This window comes from Hydrogenophaga sp. IBVHS2, from assembly GCF_002127215.1.
Taxonomy (GTDB): domain Bacteria; phylum Pseudomonadota; class Gammaproteobacteria; order Burkholderiales; family Burkholderiaceae_C; genus Hydrogenophaga.
Genome location: NZ_NFUT01000001.1, coordinates 167,488 through 183,192, shown reverse-complemented (window position 1 = coordinate 183,192; position 15,705 = coordinate 167,488). Strand labels below are relative to the sequence as shown.

The window sequence follows — 15,705 nt, the reverse complement described above, 5'->3', positions numbered from 1 at the left end:
CCCGATCGCCCGGCAGCCCGGCAGCCCGGCAGCCCGGCAGCCCGGCAGCCTGGGCCTTGAAGTGTTGAAGCTCTCGTCGGCGCCGTTCTGCCAGGGCTTGCCTGGGTCGCTCAGGGCTGTGGCAATGCCCGCCTGTGAGATCCACTCCAGGATCGCATGGCTGACGAATTCAGGGCCATTGTCCGATCGCATGAACAGCGGCGCGCCGTGAATGCTGACCAGGCGAGAGAGCACCTCCACCACCCGACGCGAACGGATGGAGCCGGCCACGTCGATCGCCAGGCGCTCGCGCGTGTACTCGTCGATCACCGTCAGGCACTTGATCTGCTGGTCTTCTGCCGTGGTGTCGAAGACGAAGTCGTAGGCCCACACCGCGTTGGCCTTGAAGGGCGTGTATGCCCTCGGCCGACTGCTGGCAATGCGCCTGCGGGGGCGCTTCTTGGGCAGCAGCAGGCCAGCCTGGCGCCAGATGCGGTGGGTGCGCGACCAGCTCAACTTCAGCCCCTGGCGGCGCAGGAAGATCCGGATACGGCGGTAGCCATAGCGCGGGTACTGTGCCGAGAGGGTTCTCATGGCTGCAATGACAGGAGCGTCCTTGCCTGGCAGACGCAACTCGTAGCGCAGGCCCGATCGCGCCAGTCCTATGAGCCCACAGGCCCGGCGCTGTGACAGGCCACGCTCGCAAGCGAGGGCAACCTGTTCGCGGCGGGCCTGCGGGCTCACCACTTTTTTGCGTTGATCTCCTTGAGCACCTCGATGCCCAGATCGCGCTCGGCCAGCAGCTTCTTGAGCCTGCTGTTCTCGATCTCCAGCGCCTTCAGTCGTTTGACATCGGCAGCTTCCATCTGGCCGAAGTGCTTGCGCCAGGCGTAGATGGTGGGCTCGCTGACTTTGTGTTTCTTCGCGGCCTCGGCCACGCTGGTCTTGTCTGCCTCACGCAGCACCGTGACCATCTGCTCTTCGGTGAATCGGCTCTTTCTCATGGGCTCCTCGCAGGTTGGGAGCCATCTTCCTAGAAACTATTGGTCCAAAGAAACCGGGCAGGTCACGGACACAACCAGTTGCTGTCTTCTGTCGCAATACAAGCAAGCTGACACTAGACATTCCAAGGAACGCCCCTTGTTACCAGCCGCAGTGATCAGTTCAATCTTGCCTTCAACCAAGTCAAGGCGAGCAGAACTACGGCGCAATTCTGGACCGGTATCCTGTTCAGGCCACCTTCCCGCAGCAGCGCTTTGGGCTGATGCCGGTTTCACGGACACCTTGTTTAGGTTGGAGATGAAACCGGCTTCAGCTCAAATGGCGCTGCCGTAGCAACGGGATGATCGAGCAGTTTGGCGCACTGCTTTTCGCTGAAGCTCTCAAAGCCTGCGCAAACAAGCGCTTTCCTTGGTTTGGCGGCTCTGCGTTGAATCAGAGTGCGTTTCCGTGATCTACATCACGCTTGGTACTTGTTGCGGACCTGGCCATTCGATATTTTTTTCTCAGCACTATTGCTGAGCAAGGAAAAAGGTATCGAAGTGGACGCACACATCAAAATCCCAGAAGTTGGTCTCGCGGGGGGCAAACCTCAAACATCACGGCACGGGCATTCAGTATCGAATCCGGCCGATCTGCTCAGAGTCACGCACACGTCCTTGAGCTTCCGCGCGGGCGAAGGTGGAGGCCAAGGGCCTGACGCACTGCTATCCGAAGAATCTGTGGTTGAAGAAGATGGTTTAGACAGCTCACTCAGCAGCGACGTCTTCAATCAGTCGCAGACCGACGGAGATGTTTACATTCCATTTGGTTCAGCCTTCGAATGCGAGTTCGTTGGGCTCCATTCTGAAAACGAAAGTATGCTTTCCGATCCGTTGAAGCCGATCCCGAAACAGTTTCTCGAGCTCGGTAAGGCGATCCAGAGGGCACTAGAAAAAGCCCACGAAGATCTTGATCCGCCAGTGAAGTACGCGATCAAGGAAAAATTCGTAATTACGGGCGACCAGAAAACTGCCATGCGGGCCGTTGCAGTGGTTCGAAAGTCGGGTATGCCTCTGTCCACGGCGGTCGTCAATACCATCGTGAAAGCCTTCTCTGAGCGCAGTCTCGCACCGAAGCAAGAGACGCCACGCCCGCTAACATCTGCGCAGTTTGATATCGCGGCGCGAGAGTCGGAAAGGAGCGATGAGAGTTCGATCTCCGAAGCGGAAGATGTCGCCTCCAAGCAAGAGCGGAACTTGGCTCATGCTGTGCTGGACACCGTCGAGGGAAAGCTGCATGCAGCGGCACACGCATCTGCCGACGATTTCGTCCGCGCAAACCCAGGCAGACGCATGAGCGCGACTGTGGTCATGCCGGGTGCAGAGGTAAGGTACAGCGGCGAGACGCCAATGCCTCAAAACAGGGAGACACCCGAGCATCCCATCGTCGTGCGTTGCCGAATCGACGTGGTCGCCATCAAGGCCTACCGGGTCAGCTTCATCGAAGCTGCTCACTTGAAGCGTGATGATGCGTCCGCTGCCAGCGAAGCCACCTGGATTCCGGAGAGTTTCGAGGCCGCACTCGGTGTTGATGAGAAAGGTGAGAGCGCTTCACCAAAAGAGATGCTGAAAAAAGTGTTCAGCTTGACGAATACCGGGGCATACCTGGTTGAGGCCCATGTACTGGTCAGGGAATCGAGAGGGAGAACCAGGTACCGTGTAGTCGCAATTGAGGCGGCCACCACATCGCAGCAATCAGAGCCCTGATCGACGCGTGTGCTCAAGCGATATCTGACGCAGCAACACACGCCCACAGTATCAGGAGGCCGAGCCCATCGGTGAATACACTTCCGGAGCGTGGAGGGACCACTACCGCGAATCGGTGTTGATAGGTAATGGGGTTGTCGGCGTCATTGCTTGTGTACGAATCGATACGACGTCGCTTGCCTTTGGCGGTCGATGTTTCGAGAAAATTCTCAAGGCCTTTTCCCTTGAGCAGCACTTGCATCTCATTGCGAGGGCGGGCTGGTACACGAATGGCGATGTCAGTGGGATGGAGTCCGAGGCTGGTCTTCAGCTCCTTCACTCGGTTGAAGTGATCTTTGTTGCCGAGGATGATCTGCATGCCGGCTGTAAGTTGCTCGAGGGCACCAACAGGGAGGCGAAAATTCTTGGCTTCACACTGCTTCGCCAGTGAAAGCAGTGCGGGCCAGCGGATTTCAGGCACCAAACCGGCCAAGTACGCAACAGGGTCGGGTGGAGTCGCAGGCATGCTCCCGGAAACACGACGGGCAACCTCCCCTATTCGAGACTCCAGAGCCGTCTGGCTATATGGCGAGAGGCGACCAAATGTGCCCGTGCCTGCCCGCGCCGAAGAAACGCCTCGGGATCGAGACCTCAGGTATTCCATCGCGACCGCTGCGCTCAAAGGGCGATAGTCCAGCGTGAGCGACGACTTCGGATCCAACTGAGGCTTCGGTGCACGAGCTTCGTCGTCTAGGTACGTGACGCGTGCGAGCTTGCGCTTAACCTTGCCTGACAACTGGCAGTCATGGAGACCGCGCGAAGTCTGTGCGCACCAGTCAAGTAGAAAATGCAGGTAGCTGGTGCATGTCGTATCGCTCCGACTATGTCCGAGCAGTCTGGAGATCGCCCAGATGGCGCGCCGCGTGGGGGCTTCTGTGCCCAACAGCAGCTTGCGCACATGGCAATTGAACTCGATCTCCTTTGACGTGCACCTTGGCCACACGTGATGAAGATCCCGGGGTTCAACTAGTGTCAAGAGCCCCGCTACGCTACCGAGCGAGTGGCGTGCATGGTGTGGCTTGACATATCGGTTGTTAGTTGCCCAACGCAGCGCGGCGGTCACATGCGCTCTCAAGTCCGAGAGGTCGCTCACAGGGGTTACGCCGTCGACGTTCACAAGCAAACGCGCCTTGGACGAGAAGTCAGTGCATCCTTTGCGAAAGTCGAACCAGGCCTCAACGACCTCGCGCTCGAAGCCTGTGAGCGGCCCAAGCAAAGGAACCTTGCGCCTGGATCCAGGTGTCTTCAACCTGAGGTGTCGGTGATCGACGATAAGAACCACTGTCTCCGCGAGTTGGACCCAGTTCCTCATAGAAAGATGGATGGCCTCTTTCCCTCGTACACCAAAGCGGTAGAGCAGCAGCAAGAAGAATCCACGTTGCAAATGGGTGGGGGTGGCATCGCGGGGATCAGGGCAAAGTCGCTCAAGTGCAAACAGGTACTCGTCAAAGCTCACAAAGCCAGGCGACACCGCGGAGTTTGAAAGGCCATCTGAGATCTGGTCCCAGTAGGGAGAGACGGCACCAAACCGCTCGGCGTAGTGATGAAAGTCGACCAGACGATCAAGCACATACTGCTGCGCCTCTTTGGGTTCCCGGGTGTCCTCGGGATCGAACCCGGCAAGAGTGGGATCAATGACGTGCTGATAGAAATCAGTGACTTCTTCAGGGTCAGCATTCGTGATGTCAATGCAATGGGACAACGCCTTGAAGCCGAAGGTCAATGCGTCCATGTAGCGTTTCACTGTTGAGCCGGCGACCTCCTTCTTCCTTGTGGATCCTCTCTCCAGCAGGTAAACGGCCCACTTGGCCAGAAGCAGAATATTCTTCGGGACTGATGGGCTTGCTCGGCGAATAGCACTACGCATGGCGGCAGAAGCACTGGCCCTGGTGAAGTGCCGCGACTTCTGCTTGCGTTCTTGACTACCTGCCGGCTTGTCGCACTCGACCTTGCCCTTTTCCGTGCGCTTGTAGTGCCGTCGGTCTTGAAATCGATCCAGTGCCTGGCGAAGCTCGAACAGCAATGACCGTGCATCAAGCGCGTCTTCCAGCCCTTTGTCTTTGTGATGCTTGCGTCGGTTGGGGTCACGAATCCCTTCCGAGGCGTCGGCCACAGATGCCTCGGCCTTGTCGTCAGGTTTCAGGACTTGCAAGAGTCGTTCACCAAATCGGGCCGCAACGAGGTCGGTTCGACTGAGCGAGTAAGTCGCAATACGCCCAGACAGAACTCCCCCTTGGATACCTGGGCGATGCAAGCAGTTGTAGTGGTCTGACCAGTGACAAAGCCATGAAACACCTGACTCGATGCTTGCCCCCTTGGGAAGCCCTAACGTGCCAACGAGCGATGCCACGTAGGGATCTTCTGCCTTGCGCTCGTAGAGTTTGGCCTTTGAAGGCGTCGCAAGCTCGTCCAGCAGTGGGAGAGATCTCGCTGAAACCAAGAAGCGCTTGACGGGACCCTTTTCAAGCGTTCGCCCTTCACGGCAAACCTCAAGGTGAGCCTCTTCCCCGATAACGAGCAGGCCCATACGCTCATGCGCCGCCGTTGCTACGCACATCAATACGTCGGGATCGCTGACCCCTGAGTTCACGGCCAGATCGGTGATGCAGATCCAGGCGCACGCTCGTCTCGAGGGAACTTTTCCTTTGAGCTTTTCATAGACTACGTTGAGGGCGTTGCGTACGTGTTGAATCCTTTCGCACGCTTGAAGTGCATCTGACCCAAAGGCGGCCCTACCGGGGCTCTGAGGCAGCACCCATGTCTTGACGCTCACTTCGATGCCGTGCTCACGACGCAGCTGGTCCAGCTTGCGCTGGAACACCAGGTACCGTTCATGCGCCGCTGGTCGCGCGCGGCCCTCGCTGTCGAAGATCAATGCGTCTCGAAGCTTCTCCCACTCCTCATGGCTGAGGGCAGAGGGATGCCCCTTCTTTGACAGAGAGGCGTCCAGCATCCGCTCCGCGTCATTGCGAGCGTCAGCGGCCTCCTCTTCTCGCCTGCGTCTACGAAGATCTGAGCCGAACGGACGGCCTAGTTCGTGGGCAGTTACTCTTGCGCGATTGCTGCAATTGATCTCTGGGAAACGTAGTGTCGGCAGGATCAGGGCTAGCGGTGCAAGGCAACGCTCGATGCAGTCTCTCCACTGCGATTCCTCATCGGTCCAGCAACGCGTCGATAGATCACTGAACGTTTCAGCGCCAGCTTCGGCATGGCCCAACTGTGCGTCTACGAGTTCAGGGTCTAGCCCTGCGCGCCGTAGTTCAGTGGCCATGCGATGACGGAACACGTTGCTCGGAAGAGGCCAGTCAAATAGCCGGCGGTCTTCCAGCATGCTTTCGGTGACTTCTTCCCAGCTGTTCGGATTTGACGGCTTCAGGAGAAAGAATAGCGGCAGGAGGGGGGCCGCGCTCGGATCAATGATCGTGGACAATTCGGCTGCCAGAGGCGCGCCTTGGACCTTGAGTCTCTCGAGGAGTTTGTGCAGGTATGGTATGTACAGAGTGGCCATGAGCTGTACTGCGATCCTCGGTAGCGGAATAACGCGACCGCACTTGTCGCCCGAGGTTTCAAGCGACGCCTTGTCGTCTACGAACAGCCTGCCGCCTGCAAGGTCAAAGTGGGAGAGCCGCTCAAAGACAGATCGCGTCGGTCGTGCGCCGGTCGCGATCAGCAGCAAGGTGACGCAGTAGACGGTGAGCGCGTTGTGAAAGACGACCCAATGCTCGGTCGAAATCTCTTCAAGCCGCCTGCTCGCACGCTCGATTTCTTGAACGATCATCGAATCGATCAAACTAAGGCGACTGCCCATCGCATTGTCGTGGTCCGGCACGTCGGCAAGGGCTCTCACATTCGCTTGAGTCACAGCCTGAAGGCTGCTGGCCACGCTTGCCCGATTCCAGCCTGGATAGGCCATAGCACCCACAGTGGATGAGGAGGGCCAGTTGAACAGCAGGCGAGAAAAGGTCGCGTCTCTCGACTCTTCAAAAATTTGCTGCTCGCCAGCGATCGTGAGGAATCCCGAGGAGATCCGCCATAGATCGCGCGATGCAGATGTCCAGTCGTTGAATGCCTTCTCGGCGGATCCTGGGAACAGTTCGCTCAGCGTGCTCGCTGTCGGCTTCGACTGCAACGCCTGCGTCAGCGGTTCCAACAGTGCGGTACTGATGTGCAGTTCCCATCTCTCTGTGATTGGCTGGGTCCACGCCTGGAAATCGTCGGTTCTTGGCGCTGCATTGATGTGTCTCGATGCGCTGCGCGTCAACGTGCCGGCCGGAATGTCAAGTGTCCATATGGGCGGCTTGCCATTGACGCGTGCGCTAGCGCTGGAGGCCAGGTGCACGTGACCAATCGAGCGCATCGAGAGTTTCGTGACGATGGCCACGACAGTTAGCGCAGCGAGCAGGCGTTTTTCGTGGTCAGCGGCGGCTAGCCCATCGGCAATGAGGTCGCGCAATTTCTGTTGCTCCCAGGGGCTAAGCCGCGTCCAGCTGATGTTCAGGTACTGGCGATCTTCCTGGGTCTGATACGCAATGCGCCGCGATACTGCATGCAACTCGCCAGCGGGCATTGGCTTGCGCGCTCGGACTTCCAGCAGACTGCACTCGGACACATTCGGGTCGCCAGGTAACTCCAGGACATCCAGGTCCTCGGCGGCCAAATTGCTCTCGACTGGCGACGAATTGGCCGGGCGCGAGATCAAGTCATGAGCGGCGAACCAATGGCCCTCCGGCTCCTTGTCATCCTCGGAGGTTTTGATATGACGAAAATCGGACCTCGCAAGTCGCTTTAATGAAGTTCTTGCCGAGTTGAGACCAGAGTCGTTGCCAGTTTCTGTCGCATCCAACCCCGCCAGAAGTGCGGTTGTGAACTGCGCGTAGTTCTCGTCTGGCGGCACGATTTGGGCAAACCAGCGCAGTTTCGCCAGGTTCTTTTCTGTTTCCTTGGGGTTGCCGCCCTCGACATCCTGAGCATCAAGTCCCATCCGCAGTTGCGTGCAGACAATTTGCAGGGCCGTTTCGCGTTTGAAGCCGGCGAGCAGGGCGTCATAGGCCACGACGAGCAGCCAGACGCGTAATCGATGTACGGCTTGCGCTTCGTCTGCAGGGAGCCAATCGCCGGTGCCGCAGGCGAGCTGGGCGGCGAGGTACCAGTCACTAAGAGTCTTTCGAAAGACTCGAGTCGGTTTGTCGCCTGGCGGCAGGGCCTCCGCCAGTTTCGAGGACTTGGCGAGATCCTCGGAGAGGGAGTGCAGTCGTGCCGCGGGGGCGTGACTTCTCCATTGCCGCAGTGCGCGCGCCGTATCCGTGTGGGTCAAAAAAGCCAGAGCCGAGCCCAGTGCCTCCTCGGTCTGCAGGTCTCCGATCAGCGCTAGCAGCTGGCGGGCAAGAGTCGTTTGAGCTCGGTCGCGAGCCCAGCTGAGAAAGCGCAGCCCATGCGGATATCTCGCTGCCGGGTGGCCCAGATGGGGGCTGTGGTCAGCGCTCATGCTGACCTCTAGCGCCTGCTGGGCGTGAACGTGTGCGGATAAATAAGCACAGTGAGGGAGTGGGTCTCAGAGGGATGAGGCTCAAATTTTGCCATCTTTAGACTATCTGGCACATGAATAATTACCAATGGCAGCTGTTTACGGCCTAACCCTCCGAAGCTTCGATCCCCGCCAGCCGCGCCACCTCCACTCTCCCCCCCCTTTTTCGTCTTTCAGGCCGTCCAGGCCCACGCCCCGACGCGACGCATCAGGGGCGTGCCTCGTCCGCCTGCTGCAGCAAGCTGCGCAACCAGGGGCCGGCCTCCACGCATGCCGATGCTTTCGGGCACACCCGGTACGGTCGCCCGCTGGTGGACGACCGGCTGGCAATGCGGTCGATGAAGCCTTCGGCGCTGTCAACATCGCTGCCGTGACGTTCCCACTTGGCCCGCAGGAAACGGACCGCGTCGCGTGCGCTGGCCAGGCGGCCATTGCGCTCGAAGTTCACATCGGTCTGCCGCTCCATGGCCTTCAGGAGGCGTTCGATGCGTTCCCGCTCCCCCGGTGCCAGGCTGGCAGCGGCGGGTTGCGCCACCAGCCACAGTCCGGCGGTGGCCAGCAGCAAGGTGCGGCGCTTCACGGCGCCCCCTTGCGAAGCACCAGGGTCTGACCCAGCACCGGCAGGATGAAGGCGTCATCGGGGACCGCGAGTTGTGCTCGTGCCGCGGGCAGCCCATCCACCGGCGCATCGATGGGGTCATCGCACAGCCGGAAGGTGCCCCAGTGCACGCCGATGGACAGGCGGCTCTTCACATCGAGGTGGATGCGCACCGCCTCTTGCTCGTTCACGTGCTGCTGCTGCATGAACCAGCGAGGCAGGTAGCAGCCCACCGGGATCATGGACAGGTCGAAGCCGCCGAACCGCTGTCCGATCTCGGCGAAGTCCGGCGCATAGCCGGTGTCCCCCGCGTAGTAGAGGCTCGCCGGTGTTCCGCCCACGGTGGCCTGGACGACGAAGCCGCCCCAGAGCGTGGCGCGCCGGTCCCACGGCGTGCGGCTCGACCAGTGGTGCGCGGGCACGAAATGCACCGTGACCGGGCCACCCGGCGCCTCCAGCACCCGCTGGTCCCACCAGTCCATGCGCTGCACCCGATCGATGCCGGCCCGGGCCATCCAGGCCTCGACGCCCAGGGGCACCAGGAACAGCGGTGATCCTCCGGCCTGGCGGGCCAGGGCCCGCACGGTGCCTTCGTCGAGGTGGTCGTAGTGGTTGTGGCTGATGAGCACGGCGTCGATGCGGGGCAGCTGCGCCAGTTCCATCGGTGCGGGCGTGAGCCGGCGCGGGCCGGCAAAGGAGACCGGCGATGCGCGCTGACCGAAATGCGGATCGACCAGGATGTTGAGCCCGGCCACCTGCCACAGGGCCGTCGAGTGCCCCAGCCAGGTGACGGTGAGGTCGAGCCCGGGCTGCTGCAGCCGCGGCAGGTCAGGGGCTTGCCGGGCCACCCGCTCGGGCCGGTCGGGTGGCAGGTCCGCCTGCCGGCGTTCCCATTGCCAGCGCCAGAAACTGCCCTGGGCGTCGCCGTGCGGCGATGCATGGGCGTTGACGAAGCCGTCCGGCCGGTGGTGGGCGCGCGTGGGGTCGTAAGCGGTGTTGGGGGTGGCGCACCCGGCCAGCACCAGCGACAGCAGCAGGGTTGGCCACAGACCGCCTGTCAGGGGTCGATGCATCAGGCAGCCTCCGGCGATGCGTGGGGCATCAGCGAGAAGCCGATGCGGGTGAGGGCTGGCGTCGATTCGGCCAGCGGTCGGCCATCGTGCATGCGGGCGATGGCCGCCACGATGGACAGGCCCAGGCCATGGTGGGGCTTGTCGAGTTCGCAGCGCGAGCTGTCGACGCGGAAGAAGCGGTCGAACAACCGGGGCAGCAGGTGTTCGGGCACCGGTTCTCCCTGGTTCTGGACCCACAGCCGTACGCCCTCGCCGTCGTCCGGGTCGAGCTGCACCGTGATCCGCGTGCCGGGGCGGGCATGCCGGATGGCATTGCCCAGCAGGTTGGACAGGGCCCGCTTGATCAGGGGCGCATCCACGGCCGCCAGCTGCTCGCCGGCGACCTCCACCGAGAGGTCGGCCTCGCCGAGCGGGGCTTCGTGGAATTCCAGCACCTGATGCACCAGCGCAGACAGCGCCACCGGCTCGCCGCGCCGCGCCTTCACGCCCCGATCGGCCTGGGCCAGGAACAGCATGTCGTTGACCATGCCGGCCATGCGATGGAGCTCCTCCAGGTTGGAAGCCAGCGTGTCGGCCAGCTCGGACGCCGGTCGTTCGCGGCTGAGCGCCAGTTCGGTCTGACCGATCAGGTTGGCCAGCGGCGTGCGCAGTTCGTGGGCCACATCGGCATTGAAGCCTTCAAGCTGAAGGTAGGCCCGCTCCACCCGGCCCATGAGGCCGTTGAACTGGTCGATCACCGGTTGCAGTTCGGCCACCGGCTCGGCCAGCGACAGGCGCTGGTCCAGCCGGCGCACATCGATGGCCCGTGTCTGGTCGGCCACATCGATGAGGGGCCGCAGGCTGCACCGCACCCGCCAGAAGGTGCCCCAGCCGGCGAGCGCGCCGCCGGCGATCACGAAGGCCACCAGCAGCAGTGCCATGCGCTGCCCGGTGCGGGCGTCCTGCGAGCAGTCCAGCCAGACCCGGCCCTTCCAGCCGTCGGTGCCGGTCAGGGGCAGGTCGAAGGCCAGCGACTTGCTGGATCGGGCCGCCACATCGAAGGCCGGTGGCGGATCACGGTACATCACCTGGCCGGTGATGTCCTGGACCTCCATGTAGGTGCCGGGCCGACGCTCTGCCGACCAGGCCAGCTTGGCCAGGGCTTCCGGCAGTCCGCCCCGCTCCTCGCCCGCCCGTGCGATGTCGACCAGCACCTTGGCGTAGTTCTGCAGCTGTTCCTCGTGCTTGGACTTGAACAGCATCACATTGACCGCGTAGATGCAGGCCAGCAGCACGCCCAGACCGACGATGGTCTGCACCGCCAGCAGCAGGGACAACCGCCGCCCGATCGAGTAGGCGTCGGGTGCCCGCGCCGTGCTGCCGCTCATGTGCGTTCCTCCAGCACGTAGCCCATGCCGCGCACGTTGTGGAGCAGCTTGGGCCGGAACGGATCGTCCATCTTGGAGCGCAGTCGCCGCACCGCCACTTCCACCACGTTGGTGTCGGAGTCGAAGTTCATGTCCCACACCTGCTCGGCCAGCGTGGTGCGCGACAGGATCTGCCCCTTGCGCCGCACCAGCAGCGCCAGCAGCGCGAACTCCTTGGCGGTGAGGTCCAGGCGATGGCCTGCGCGCCAGGCCTTGCGGCTGATGAGGTCGATCTCCAGGTCGGCCAGTGCCAGCCGCGTGGCCGCCGTCTCGGCGTGCTGAGGCCCGCGCCGCAGCAGCGCCCCCACCCGGGCCAGCAGTTCGGAAAAGGCAAACGGCTTGACCAGGTAGTCGTCGGCGCCGGACTCCAGCCCCTGCACCCGGTCTTCCACCCGGTCGCGGGCGGTGAGCATCAGCACCGGTGTCTGGCGCTTCTCGCGCAGGGCGGCCAGCACACCGAAGCCGTCCACGCCGGGCAGCATGATGTCCAACACCACCAGCTGGTAGTCGCCGGCCGTGGCCAGGTAGCGGCCCTCGATGCCGTCGCGGGCCACGTCGACGGTGTAGCCGGCCTCGGACAGGCCGCGCGACACATAGTCCGCCAGTTTCGACTCGTCTTCCACCACCAGGATGCGCATGACAGGGGCTGCCCGATACCAACAACAGCCCCGATTCTCCCGAGGATCGGTCGCGGGCAGGATTACAAACATGTAATCCTGCTGTGCGGGAACTGAAAACACCGGTTCCTACAGTTCCTTCCATGCCGCGACAACGGCATGCACCCCCCTCCACTCTCACAAGGAACTGTCATGAAACTCGCTGCCCGCGCATTCGCATCCCTCGTCCTCGTCGGCATGGCCGGCGCTGCCATGGCCCAGTCGGCTCCCGCACCCGAGCCCAAGACCCGCGCCCAGGTCGTTGCCGAGATGCTGGAAGCCCGCCGTCTCGGTCTGATGGACACCCAGGTGGAGAACTACCCCCGCCAGGCCACCGCGGTCGAGGCCGAGCAGATCCGCCAGGCCGGCCTGAAGGCCGCCCAGGGCAAGACCCAGTTGTCCCTCCGCTGACCTTGTCCGGTTCTCCCAAGGTTGGTCTTGCAGGCGGTCCGTTCGGACCGCCTTTTTTGTGTCCGCGTGGGCTTACCCAGGAGTGCCGCACGGGTCCTGGCGCGGCAAAACCCCCTCGTCCCGGGCTTGCCTGAGCGAGCGCCACGCGGCCTGCCACAGCGGCACCGACGGGCGTGAGCCCTCGTGCACCCGCACCGGGTCGCCCGGCGCGTCCAGCGCGGCCATCAGATCGGCATGGGTCACCCAGACCCAGTGTTCACGTTCCACGTCGTTGCAGCGCCGGGGCTGTGCAATGACGGAGACGGGCACATAGGGAACCTCGACCACGAAGGTGTGGAACCGGCCGCTGGCCGCCACCGAGGGACCACGGGCCTTCTCCGCTGCGGCCGGCAAGGGGGCGATGCTGCAGTTGGATTCCTCATGCAGCTCGCGCAGGGCAGTCTGCAGCGGTGTCTCGCCGGGCTCGGCCCGGCCGCCCAGATGGCCCCAGCCGCCGCGACCCGGCGCCGGGTCCAGCGCCAGCAGGTACAGCGCCTGCCCGCCCTGGCAGGCATAGGCGGCTGCGCCGGCAGGCGGGCCGCTGGCAGCCCAGGCTGGCCAGGCGAAGGCCAGCAGCCATGCCGGTGCCAGCCATGATCGGTGCAGCAGGCGAAACATTCAGAGCAGCGTGGTGACGGGAATCAGCAGACCCAGACCATAACCGAGCCCCAGCCCGACCAGCACATCGGAGGGAAAGTGCGCGCCCGCCTGAATCCGCGCCCAGCCGGTCGCGATCGCCACCGGCCCCAGCCACCACAGCAGGGGCGCGACCGCCACCAGCGGTCCGGTGCAGCCCGCCAGGAAGGCCAGCACGGTGGCGTGGGTGCTCGGCATGCCGCCGCGTGCCGAATGGCCGAGGTGGTTGGGGCAAAGACCCAGGGCAAACGGTCGCGGCGCATTCAGGTGCCGCGCCAGGCGCTTGCAGCCCAGCTGGACCAGCCCGGCCAGCAGCAGGCTGAGCAGCATGGCCGGCCCCAGGCCGTGCACCAGCGCCGCATATGCCATGACAGCGGCCACCAGCCAGCCGCTGTGGCGGGCCAGCCAGAGCGCCGGTTGGAGCAGGAACGCAGGCGCTGCGTGAACGGCTCCCAGCTGGCGCATCAGTGCCCAGTCGGCACTGCGGAACACCAGCGGCTGCGGAGGACCGAACGGGAGGGGAGAGGGGGCAGACATGACCCAAGGGTCGCGTGCTGCCGTGTCAGACCCGTGACGCCCGACCGGGCCCTGCGGGATTCAGCCAGGTCGCCGGGCGTCGTGTCGCTTCAGTGGTCGTCGCCCGGCTTGTCGCGGGTCAGGCGCTCGGCGAACGAGATGCCGATGGCCGAGAGCACGAAGGTGAAGTGGATCACCGCCACCACCGCCACGATCTGGATGTTCTCCAGGCTCAGGTCGCCGCTCAGGTAGGTCTTGAGCGCGTGCACGCCCGAGATGGAAATGATGGCGAACGCCAGCTTGAGCTTGAGGTTGTAGGTGTTGACATGGTCCAGCCAGTCGGGCTTCTTCATGTCCTTGCTGTCGAAGTGTCCGGTGGTCACGAACAGCGACACACCGGCCAGGGCCACCACCCAGACCAGCTGGGCCACCATGGTCATGTCGACCAGTTCCAGCACCTTGATGATCAGGTCGATCTTGGCCAGATCGCCGGTCAGCAGCGTGGCCATGAGCTTGTAGGTCTCCAGCAGGAACTTGCCCAGGATGCCCAGGATGATGGTCACCAGCCCCACGTAGAAGAACAGCATGGTGAAGCGCATGCCGTAGAGCAGCGAGCCGACGCTGGAGAGCAGCTTTTCCATAGGGTGGGGCGGTGGTGGAGGGCGCGCCAGAATACCACCGCCGGCATGTCCCGGCGGGCGCCGGGCCTGTGCCTCAGGCGTGGGCGAAGACGCGTTCCATCTCGCGGCGGAAGCGCACCGCCGTGGCGTCCGGGTCGAAGGCCACATCGTCCCAGCCCACCGTCTGCCCGGCGGCCACCGGGCGCAACAGCTTCACGCCATGCGCCAGCCCCAGCGGCAGTCCGCCCAGGGCCAGCGACTCGCGGGCCGGCAGCAGCTTGCCGTAGACGGTGAAGCCGCCTTCGCCATCCAGCACCTCGCCGGCCTGCAGGTCGCGCTTGGCGGTGGCCACCACGTCCCCGTTCCAGCCGATGGGTGCGCCGGTCGATTCGCCCCGGATGCCGATGGACGCCACGGTGATGCCCAGTTCCAGCCCGATCAGGTGGAACGGCTTGTACATGCTCGAGTACTGGCCGCTGGGGTCGGTGATGAGGCCGTATTCCTTGAAGCAGCGTGCCACGTACTCGCTGTCGGCGGCAAAGGTCACGTACACGCCCCAGCGCAGGTCGCGGAACACCGGGCGGGTGTCGCGCTCCACGCTGGAGATCACCTCCACCTGCCCCCGCTGGTCCAGGATGCCGCCGTGCTCGCGCGGCTTGAGGATGCGGGCCAGATCGTCCACGCCCACGGCCGGAAACTTCAGGCCGCTGGGCGCGGCCAGGCCGGTGGCATTGGCCACCGCGGCCATCTCGATGGCGCTCTTGGTGCCATCCAGGAAGCTGTTGAACATCTGCGCGTTCATGCCACCCCGGGCCGCGTCCTCGGCGGTCAGGCCGTAGTGGTTCCACACCGTCTCGGGCGTGCTGGCGTGGTAAGCGGGCAGGTACTTGGTGCCCTTGCCGGCCGCCACCACGCCGAAGCCGGCGGCACGCGCCCAGTCGACCATCTCGCAGATGAGCGCCGGCTGGTCGCCGTAGGCCAGCGAGTACACGATGCCGGCCTCGTCCGCCCGCCGCCTGAGCAGCGGGCCGGCCAGCGCGTCGGCCTCCACATTGACCATGACGATGTGCTTGCGGTGCTCGCAGCAGGCCAGCACATGGGCGATGCCCACCGCCGGATTGCCGGTGGCGTCGATGACGATGTCCACATGCGGCGAGGCGATCAGCGCCAGGTTGTCGTCGATGATGGCCGTGTTGCCCAGCCTGGCGGCCTCGTCCAGGTTGCGGGCTGCGAAGGCCTCGTCCTTCCAGCCCACGTTGCGCAGCGCGGCGCGCGCGCGGTCCGGCGACAGGTCGGCAATGCCGACCAGGTGGATGCCGGGCGTGCGCGGCACCTGCGAGAGGTACATGGAGCCGAACTTGCCGGCGCCGATCATGCCGACGCGAAGGGGTTGGCCGGCAGCGGCGCGCTGCTGGAGGCGGGCGTACAGGTTCATGGACTCTCTGCAGGTGGTGGAGGGGA

Annotated in this window: 11 protein-coding genes and 1 pseudogene; 2 read left to right on the top strand and 10 right to left on the bottom strand. The window is 63.6% G+C overall.

What is annotated here, in order from left to right:
• Positions 1 to 63: 63 nt before the first annotated feature.
• A pseudogene (locus CAP38_RS00900) lies at positions 64 to 983 on the bottom strand (IS3 family transposase); the annotation flags it as partial.
• Positions 984 to 1,418: 435 nt separating this feature from the next.
• On the opposite strand from CAP38_RS00900, the gene CAP38_RS00895 reads away from it, so the two are divergent.
• A complete protein-coding gene (locus CAP38_RS00895; RefSeq protein ID WP_179188415.1) occupies positions 1,419 to 2,726 on the top strand; it encodes a hypothetical protein in 1,308 nt (435 codons plus the stop codon).
• 13 nt (positions 2,727 to 2,739) lie between these two features.
• Here the strand turns inward: CAP38_RS00895 and CAP38_RS15110 are convergent, their stop codons facing one another.
• The 5 genes from CAP38_RS15110 to CAP38_RS00870 form a co-directional block, all read right to left on the bottom strand.
• Complete coding sequence (locus tag CAP38_RS15110; protein ID WP_143435725.1) at positions 2,740 to 8,250, bottom strand: site-specific integrase; 5,511 nt, start codon at positions 8,248 to 8,250, stop codon at positions 2,740 to 2,742.
• 247 nt (positions 8,251 to 8,497) lie between these two features.
• Complete coding sequence (locus tag CAP38_RS00885) at positions 8,498 to 8,869, bottom strand: DUF5329 family protein (protein WP_086119012.1); 372 nt, start codon at positions 8,867 to 8,869, stop codon at positions 8,498 to 8,500.
• Positions 8,866 to 9,960: an MBL fold metallo-hydrolase gene (locus CAP38_RS00880; protein ID WP_086119011.1), complete on the bottom strand. Its 1,095-nt coding sequence runs from the start codon at positions 9,958 to 9,960 to the stop codon at positions 8,866 to 8,868. Before CAP38_RS00880 ends, CAP38_RS00885 begins: the two co-directional genes overlap by 4 nt.
• The gene (locus tag CAP38_RS00875) at positions 9,960 to 11,327 is read right to left on the bottom strand and encodes a heavy metal sensor histidine kinase (protein WP_086119010.1); all 1,368 of its coding nucleotides are present in this window, start codon (positions 11,325 to 11,327) and stop codon (positions 9,960 to 9,962) included. Before CAP38_RS00875 ends, CAP38_RS00880 begins: the two co-directional genes overlap by 1 nt.
• Entirely contained in the window at positions 11,324 to 12,004 is a 681-nt protein-coding gene (locus CAP38_RS00870; protein ID WP_086119009.1) for a heavy metal response regulator transcription factor, read from the bottom strand. Before CAP38_RS00870 ends, CAP38_RS00875 begins: the two co-directional genes overlap by 4 nt.
• Positions 12,005 to 12,175: 171 nt before the next feature.
• Between CAP38_RS00870 and CAP38_RS00865 the strand changes: the two genes are divergently transcribed.
• Entirely contained in the window at positions 12,176 to 12,433 is a 258-nt protein-coding gene (locus CAP38_RS00865; RefSeq protein ID WP_179188414.1) for a DUF4148 domain-containing protein, read from the top strand.
• Between the two features lie 72 nt (positions 12,434 to 12,505).
• On the opposite strand, the gene CAP38_RS00860 is transcribed toward CAP38_RS00865, so the two are convergent.
• The 4 genes from CAP38_RS00860 to CAP38_RS00845 all read right to left on the bottom strand — a co-directional run bounded on the left by CAP38_RS00860 (position 12,506) and on the right by CAP38_RS00845 (position 15,679).
• Positions 12,506 to 13,090 (bottom strand): NUDIX hydrolase, encoded by a 585-nt coding sequence (locus tag CAP38_RS00860; protein WP_086119007.1) that lies wholly within the window; start codon positions 13,088 to 13,090, stop codon positions 12,506 to 12,508.
• Positions 13,091 to 13,645, bottom strand: a complete 555-nt coding sequence (locus tag CAP38_RS00855; protein WP_086119006.1) for a phosphatase PAP2 family protein — start codon at positions 13,643 to 13,645, stop codon at positions 13,091 to 13,093.
• 89 nt (positions 13,646 to 13,734) lie between these two features.
• Complete coding sequence (locus CAP38_RS00850; RefSeq protein WP_086119005.1) at positions 13,735 to 14,265, bottom strand: YqhA family protein; 531 nt, start codon at positions 14,263 to 14,265, stop codon at positions 13,735 to 13,737.
• 73 nt (positions 14,266 to 14,338) lie between these two features.
• Positions 14,339 to 15,679: an NAD(P)H-dependent oxidoreductase gene (locus tag CAP38_RS00845; RefSeq protein WP_086119004.1), complete on the bottom strand. Its 1,341-nt coding sequence runs from the start codon at positions 15,677 to 15,679 to the stop codon at positions 14,339 to 14,341.
• Positions 15,680 to 15,705: the final 26 nt, after the last annotated feature.